We start from the raw sequence: 8,162 nt of genomic DNA, 5'->3' as shown, positions 1-8,162 counted from the left end.
AGCATAAGCATATAAATCACTTGGTAAGCCATCTTTGCCTACCTTTTTCATGGCTTCGTCAGCGTAAAAATCTAGCAATTCAAAGTGACGATTAACGGTGGAAACTTGCTCTTCAGTTAATTTTGCTAACTCTGTACTTGCTGCTGTTGCTTCTTCAATAAGAGCCGACAGCTTACTTCTCTGTGCTTCAGTGGATGGCTCTTTGGTTAGTACAACTACAATTTCCCCTTGACGGACAGGATTGTTCAAATGTGTATTGTATTTCGTCAAAAGCTTTTGGGTGTCGTCACTTGTATCTGAGGAAAAAAGGTTTTGCCAATAGTCGTCGAGAGGCTGCGTTTTTTCTACTTGAGTGAAGCCAAGCTCAAATTCAGTTGCAACATCAGACACCTTTTTGATATTAACAACGGTCACCTCTTTTTGGACTAATCTTTTATGATTAATAGCAACTGTTGAAGTATCAACTAAACAGCGCTCTGTATAGTCATAGTAAGTGTTCAGAGGGTGATTAAATGGCTTAGGGCTCTCAGGTGGTAGCTCATAAATAGATTTCTTTTCAATGTTTTGTGGTTGCGAACCCTTCACAGTTAGCAAATCACCTACCGCCAATGCCATTGGTTCAGCGTCATACTGCGGATTCAACTCCAACAGCTGCTTAGCGGACAGGCCATATTGTGCGGCAATAGTAGGCCATGATTCACGTTGGCGTGTGGCCGGATCGGTTTTGACCGTGTGGGTTGTCGGCTGCTTTGACTCATCACGTTYATCGGTATCCTTTTCAGAAGAGGATTCATCTCGTTTGGCGATAGCTTGCTTCGGCGCAGCGAGTAATTCATTAATAGACAGTTTAATACCGTTTTCTTCCAGCCATTCGTCGTCCAGGTTATCAAGCGCGTCTTGCGTGATAGGCTCTTTGAGATAGACAAGATGTTGGTCTTCGACCTCTTTGCCGCCAATCTTCCAGTACACCAGAATGGCGCTTTGATAACGATTAAAACCTTGCGCCTGGTTGAGTCTGTCATGTTTAGAGCGCGTGGCGAAAAACTGCCATTTGCCATCACCCAGCAGCTTATACTCTTGCACTAAGCGCTTTTGGTGAAAATGGTAGTAATAGCCTTCGGTGGGTAGGCCCAGCCGCTCGCCGAGTTGAACGGAGGGGGTTACAGGAATAAAGGCTTCTTGGATGATACCTGAACCAATCGACTTGACCTGCACGGGCTCAGGCACGCTGATGCCCATTGAAGCCGATGCAATTTTAGCGATAAGCTTTTTGGGCTCGTTGAATGCGGTATAAGTGGTGTACTTAGTGCCGTGTTCAGTGGGCGCGGTTTGCCAATCATCCTTCACGCCTTCTTGTTGTGTTTTGGCTAATTGAAACTTGCACCCCACCGTTTTGCTAAATACCTTATCCGAGCTAGTAATCTCAAAACAGTACTCGTATTTAAGTGGCGGCGGCTCATTTGAGCGGTCAGGTTTTACCGGCTCAGGCACATAGGTGTCTTCAATATTTTCTGTTGTTGCCTGTGGACGACTACCTCCGCCAGWTCCACTGCCACCGCCCGCGGCCGCTCCAGATTGATTGGCTCTGGCCATAAGCGCTGAACGAATTTGTAGTGAGAGGGTCGTGTCAGTGTCTGGCGAGAGGGCCCAAACCTTATTCATATTATCATGCACCATCGCGGGCCGCATTGGGGTATCAGTCAACAGGGCAAATTCACCGCTATCAAGCTTTTCTTTAAATTGTGAAAAGCTCACCCCATCAGGCATTACATTACCAAGGTCTCGCTCATTAAGCGCCTCAATATCGCCCTCTACTTGCCCAAACTCATACGCCATGAGCTCGGTCAGTCTAACGAGTTTATATCCCACCGCATTGTCCGCCAGCCAAGAACCATGGCGATGTATTTTACTGAAAAGACCAGATTTTTGGATAGGTTTGTTGTCATCGTTAGGTTAGCACTGGCTGAAGTGTGAAGTGCGTGCAAGAACGGATAACAGGAGGGATCCCTCCGTGGAGGGCGTGGCGCCCGTTGGCATAGCGCATCATTGTTGACATCTTACCGGGGCTTGTGTCACCTACGCCAATGGCACCATCGATGTATAAATTTTATCATTGTATGCATTCCCACGCAGGAGCGTGGGAACGAGTAATCGTAGCAGATGGCACCATCGAATACGGAATACGGAATACGGAATACGGAAAGAGCATATCGTGCCAGCTCTGGTAGATAGAGTTCCTAGGGCCTAGGATCCTAGGAACTGCTTTCTGCTCTCTTCTGTACTCCGTAAGCGAAGCGCTCTGTATTCAAGATCCCGAATACCGATGACGGAATACAGAGTACAGAAAAAGCAATAGCCTCAGCGCGAGCATGATCTGCTTTATCTAGTCTCTAGCCTCTAGAAGCGAAGCGTCTCGTCTCTTTCCGTACTCCGTAAGCGAAGCGCTCTGTATTCAAGAGCAAAAAGCGCTTTTACCGATATCGGCCGCGGCGGGCGGCGTTGGCTTTGCCGGCCATGGCGATCAGGGTGTGGTTGGTGTGGGCATGGCAAATCGCCACGGCCAGGGCATCGGCGGCATCGGCTTGGGGGGTGGCGCTGAGTTTCAACATGTGGGTGACCATATGCTGCACTTGCTTTTTATCCGCGCTACCTTTGCCGACGACTGCTTGCTTGATAAGCCTTGCTGCGTATTCAGATACCGGTAGATCGGCATTCACCGCCGCAACGATGGCACTGCCCCGTGCTTGGCCCAATTTAAGCGCCGAATCGGCATTACGGGCCATAAAGACTTGTTCGATGGCAAAGTTGTCCGGCTGAAATTGGGTGATCACTTCGCTCACCCCTGCGTAGATATGCTTCAAGCGACCAGGTAAGTCGTCGGTTTCTGTCCGAATACACCCGCTACCGAGGTATTCAAGATGCCGCCCCTGTTGGCGGATCACCCCATAACCGGTGATCCGCGAACCTGGGTCAATCCCCAGTATAATGGTCATTTAGCTTAAACTCGCTGCCACTTCATCCGAGATATCCCCGTTATGATAGACCTCTTGCACATCGTCAAGGTCTTCTAACGTATCGATAAGACGCAGTAACTTCGGTGCGGTATCTGCATCTAACTCGGCTTTGGTCGATGGCACCTGGGTCACTTCGGCGCGTTCCGCTTCAAACCCGGCTTTATCGAGGGCATCTTTGACGGTACCAAAATCATTGGGGGTGGTGTAGACATCGATTGAGCCGTCATCATAGGTAACCACGTCTTCTGCCCCGCCTTCGAGTGCCGCTTCCATGACGTCATCTTCTTCCAGGCCAGACGCATAGGTCACAACGCCTTTTTTATCAAATAGGAAACTGACCGAGCCGTCAGTGCCTAGGTTACCGCCAGATTTGGAAAATGCGTGACGAACACCTGACACGGTACGATTGCGGTTGTCGGTCATGCATTCCACCATCACCGCGGTGCCCGCTGGGCCATACCCTTCGTAAATCACGGTTTCCATGTTGTCGTCGCCATCACCGCCAGCTCCGCGTGTGATCGCTCGGTTGATGGTGTCGCGTGTCATATTGTTAGATAGCGCTTTATCGACCGCCGCACGCAAGCGTGGATTGGTTTCTGCTTCGGGACCACCTTCTTTGGTGGCAACCACTAATTCTCGAATCAGTTTGGTGAAAATCTTACCGCGCTTCGCGTCTTGAGCGGCTTTACGGTGTTTAATATTCGACCACTTACTGTGACCTGCCATATCGATTCTCCGTTTTTTTGCGCTCCCCTCACGTGAAAGGAGTAATCAGAAAAAACGCGCCTTGGCTTTTCAGTCTGAGGCGCGTTGATGAAATGACGTTAAGGTAACGTTATTCGCTTTGTTCGTTTTGCTCGGCTGCCACGGTAATGCTGAGCGCTAGCTCTTCAAGCGCGGCGTCATTGGCAATACTTGGCGCATCCGTCATCAAGCACGCTGCGGCTGTGGTTTTCGGGAACGCAATGACGTCACGAATGTTCTCAGTGCCAGACAGCAGCATCACCAAACGGTCCATACCAAATGCCAAACCTGCGTGTGGTGGGGTGCCGTATTTTAGCGCGTCGAGCAAGAAACCGAACTTCTTGCGCTGCTCTTGTTCGTCAATGCCCAGGGTCTCAAAGACGGCTGCTTGCATTTCTGGGTTATGAATACGCACCGAGCCACCGCCGACTTCATAGCCATTAATCACCATGTCGTAGGCATTGGAATTCGCCGCTGCCGGATTGGCTTTTAGCTGCTCTGGCGTGACGTCAGTTGGCGCTGTAAATGGGTGGTGCATGGCGTGCAGGTTGCCTTCGTCGTCTTCCTCAAACATCGGGAAGTCCACTACCCACAGCGGGGTCCAAGCTTGGGTGTCGGTCRGTTCAAGATCCAAACCTAATTTTACACGCAATGCGCCCAGCGCTTCGGTGACTACCGATTTTTTGTCGGCGCCGAACAAGATAATGTCCCCGCTTTGCGCGTCAGTGCGTGACAGAATGCTCTCCACGACATCCGCGTTAAGGAACTTGGCGACGGGCGATTGAATACCGTCAAAGCCGGCGTCGCGATCGTTGACCTTCATCCATGCCAAGCCTTTGGCACCGTAAATGCTAACAAAATGGGTGTACTCATCAATTTGTTTGCGAGATAAGCTAGCGCCACCTGGCACGCGGATGACTGCCACACGGCCTTTTTCATCGTTCGCTGGGCCAGAGAAGACTTTAAATTCAACGTCTTTGACAATGTCGGCCACATCGACGATTTCAAGCGGGTTACGCAAGTCTGGCTTATCAGAGCCAAACCGACGCATCGCTTCTTCATATTTCATGATGGGGAAGGTACCCAAATCAACGTTGAGTAGCGACTGCCACATTTCGCGGATCATTTGCTCGGTCACGTCACGTACTTGTTCAGCGCTCATGAACGAGGTTTCGATATCGATTTGGGTAAATTCTGGTTGGCGATCCGCGCGCAAGTCTTCATCTCGGAAGCACTTCACGATTTGGTAATAGCGATCGAAGCCGGACATCATCAGTAGCTGTTTAAACAGCTGTGGCGATTGTGGCAAGGCATAAAAGCTGCCTTTGTGAACGCGGCTTGGCACCAAGTAATCGCGCGCACCTTCCGGGGTTGCTTTGGTCAATACCGGGGTTTCGATATCTAAAAAGTCGTTCTCATCCAGGAAACGACGGACAAAGCTGGTGGCCTTGGCACGCAGTTTAATGCGATCGCTCATCTCTGGACGACGCAAGTCGAGGTAGCGGTACTTAAGACGCTGCTCTTCAGAGATAAACTGGTTAAAGTCAATCGGCATCGGTGCGCTGCGGTTAATAATCTCCAACCCTTTCGCCACCACTTCGACTTCGCCGGTGGCCATATCACGGTTGATTTGGCTGTCTGGACGTGCACGGACTTCACCACGAATGGCAACACAGAATTCGTTACGCAGTTTATTGGCATGTTCGTAAACGTCACCCATATCAGGATCAATCACAACTTGCACCAGACCTTCTCGGTCGCGCATGTCGATAAAAATCAAGCCGCCCAAATCACGACGACGATTAACCCAACCACAAAGACTTACTTCTTGCCCGACATGGGCTTTATTCAGGTGACCACAATATTGGGTGCGCATAGACTATTCCTGATCTGTTCTGATAATTCTGCTTGCCCCCTTGGGCACAAGCCTGTCAATTCTGAGGGAAATTCGACAACAGCCTTTGTCGTACCTGACGGTACGCCCCCGCGACTGCCGTTACTGTCAAAGACCTGCCATTATAAAGGAAAAGCCCCGCTCTTGGTAAAGCGATCGCGTGTTTTTATTCTGTTTATCCTTCATATGGTTTTTTTCCCCGGTTGCGATTAGGCTACCGCAACGTGTATTGACCAATCATAACGACGCCATGTCTCTGATGCTACATCAACTGTCCGATCCGCCGTTGCGCCTTGGTTTGACCCAGTGGTCTCATCCCAGTTGGCAGCACCATTTTTATCCTCCAGGTACCCGTTCGGGTGAACGTTTAGCCCGCTACGCAGAGGTATTCAATACGGTTGAGGGCAATACCACCTTTTACGCGTCGCCGTCGCCACAGACGGTGGCGAATTGGGCGGCCGCGACGTCAGACACTTTCCAATTTACTTTTAAGTTTCCCAAAACCATTACCCATCAATGCCAGTTGCGCCATGCGCAAGATTTAACGCGGGATTTTATTCATTTGATGGCGCCTCTCCATGATAAAATTGGCCAGTGGACCATTCAGCTGCCGGCCCGCTTTGGTCCTGAAGGCTTGCCGGATCTGGCCGCCYTTTTGCAAAGCTTACCGGCGGATATCTTTATCGGCGTGGAAGTACGGCACCCGGCTTTTTTTGCCAAAGGAGAGGCAGAGAAGGCGTTGAATCGACTCTTGATCGCCCATCATGCCAACCGAGTGATCATGGACAGTCGCCCTGTGTTCGCGGCGAAACCGGACACGCCAGCGGTGATTGATGCACAAAAGAAAAAGCCGCGTGTCCCCGTGCATGCGATTGCCACCAGCGATGCGCCTATGGTGCGGTTTATTGGTCATCCTGAGCTGGCAGACAATAGCGCATTTTTTGATCCATGGATCCCACGTTTATCTCAATGGATAGCCGCGGGAAAAACGCCCTATTTAATGATTCATACCTCGGATAACGACCAGGCCCCGGCGCTCGCGGCACACTTGTATCAACGTCTTGATTTATCAACGCCACTGGCTTCAGTCACCCGCGCCGCGCAAAGTCAGCAAGGGGCACTGTTTTAGTGTATCCACGCAAGGTGCACGCTCACCGTGCAGACAGGCGCTGAAAAATTCACTACAATACGCCGCTTTTGCGATAGGGTTTGCTGGCGTCAGGTGCTCACACTGGCCAGCTGGGCTGATTTTTAGGGGCTTATATGGCTAATCAGGATAAAATTTTCGCGGCGCCGATTGAGAAGATGGGCGACTTTACCTTCGATGAGAATGTCGCCGAAGTGTTCCCGGATATGATCCAGCGCTCGGTGCCTGGGTACAGCAACATTATCTCGGCGATTGGTATGCTGGCGAAACGCTTTGCCACGCCAGATAGCCATATTTACGATCTCGGTTGCTCGTTGGGCGCCGCCACCCTGTCGATGCGCCGCCATATTCCTCATGATAGCTGTACCATCATCGCGGTTGATAATTCACAAGCGATGGTGGAGCGTTGCCGTTTGCATGTGAATGCCTATCGCGGCGCTGCCGATGTTGAGGTGCGTGAGGCTGATATTCGCGATGTGACGATTACTAATGCCTCCATGGTGGTGCTTAATTTTACCCTACAATTTTTAAGCCCGGACGATCGCCAAGCGCTACTCACCCGCATCTATCAGGGATTAAAACCGGGCGGGATCCTGATTTTGTCGGAGAAGTATTGCTTTGAAGACGAAACCGCCAATGAACTGCTGATTGACTTGCACCATGACTTTAAACGCGCCAATGGCTACAGCGAGCTTGAGATCAGTCAAAAACGCAGTGCGCTAGAAAACGTGATGCGTCCAGATAGCATTGATACCCATAAAACGCGATTGAGCGAGATTGGTTTTAGCAGTGTCGCCATGTGGTTTCAATGTTTTAACTTTGGGTCGATGTTCGCGATTAAATAAGATAAGCGATGACATAAAGCGATGCGTCCCGTCATCCCGGTACGCTATTGATCTATTTAGATCATTGATCCAGTTACACCCTTGATCCAGTCAACCCTTTGATTCAGCGAAACACGCCATTAAGTACGAGTAATCTGATGTTTGATTTTTCCGATTTTTATCAACTGATCGCCAAAAACCGTCTCTCTCATTGGTTAGAAGTTCTGCCGGCGCAATTGGCGGAGTGGCAAACCCAGCCCCATGGCGATATGCCAAAGTGGATAAAAGTGCTGAATAAAATCCCGACCGATGCGCCCGAGCAGGTGGAGCTAAAAGATAGGGTCCAGATTGGCGATGCCACCAGCTTGCCTGCCGGTGAGCGTAAAAAGTTAGAAAATCTGCTCCGTAGCTTTCACCCATGGCGCAAAGGGCCTTATCAGGTTCACGGTATGGATATCGACACCGAGTGGCGTTCGGATTGGAAATGGGATCGGGTGCTTCCGCATATCTCTCCGCTCAAAGGGCGCTATGTGCTCGAT

7 protein-coding genes are annotated in these 8,162 nt (G+C 50.5%); 3 read left to right on the top strand and 4 right to left on the bottom strand.

Annotated features, from left to right (window positions below; genetic code table 11):
* From BZG79_RS08425 to aspS, 4 genes are all read right to left on the bottom strand, one after another.
* Positions 1–1,767: LysM peptidoglycan-binding domain-containing protein (locus tag BZG79_RS08425; RefSeq protein WP_199877634.1), on the bottom strand; the 1,767-nt coding region annotated here is incomplete at its 3' end.
* Between the two features lie 704 nt (positions 1,768–2,471).
* Positions 2,472–2,993, bottom strand: a complete 522-nt coding sequence (ruvC, locus tag BZG79_RS08420) for a crossover junction endodeoxyribonuclease RuvC (RefSeq protein WP_021022886.1) — start codon at positions 2,991–2,993, stop codon at positions 2,472–2,474.
* Entirely contained in the window at positions 2,994–3,740 is a 747-nt protein-coding gene (locus tag BZG79_RS08415) for a YebC/PmpR family DNA-binding transcriptional regulator (RefSeq protein ID WP_077460427.1), read from the bottom strand.
* A 109-nt stretch (positions 3,741–3,849) separates the two neighbouring features.
* Positions 3,850–5,634, bottom strand: a complete 1,785-nt coding sequence (gene aspS, locus BZG79_RS08410; RefSeq protein WP_077774172.1) for an aspartate--tRNA ligase — start codon at positions 5,632–5,634, stop codon at positions 3,850–3,852.
* A 304-nt stretch (positions 5,635–5,938) separates the two neighbouring features.
* Between aspS and BZG79_RS08405 the strand changes: the two genes are divergently transcribed.
* From BZG79_RS08405 to BZG79_RS08395, 3 genes are all read left to right on the top strand, one after another.
* Positions 5,939–6,781 (top strand): DUF72 domain-containing protein, encoded by an 843-nt coding sequence (locus tag BZG79_RS08405; protein ID WP_199877636.1) that lies wholly within the window; start codon positions 5,939–5,941, stop codon positions 6,779–6,781.
* Positions 6,782–6,915: 134 nt separating this feature from the next.
* Complete coding sequence (cmoA, locus tag BZG79_RS08400; RefSeq protein ID WP_021022363.1) at positions 6,916–7,644, top strand: carboxy-S-adenosyl-L-methionine synthase CmoA; 729 nt, start codon at positions 6,916–6,918, stop codon at positions 7,642–7,644.
* A 137-nt stretch (positions 7,645–7,781) separates the two neighbouring features.
* Positions 7,782–8,162 (top strand): DUF1698 domain-containing protein (locus tag BZG79_RS08395; RefSeq protein WP_199877632.1); only part of this gene is annotated, 381 nt, incomplete at its 3' end.

Source organism: Salinivibrio sp. MA427, assembly GCF_001996115.1.
In the GTDB taxonomy this organism is placed as follows: Bacteria; Pseudomonadota; Gammaproteobacteria; order Enterobacterales; family Vibrionaceae; genus Salinivibrio; species Salinivibrio costicola.
The sequence above is the reverse complement of the archived record's forward strand: the minus strand, read 5'-3'. Positions and strand labels throughout refer to the sequence as shown.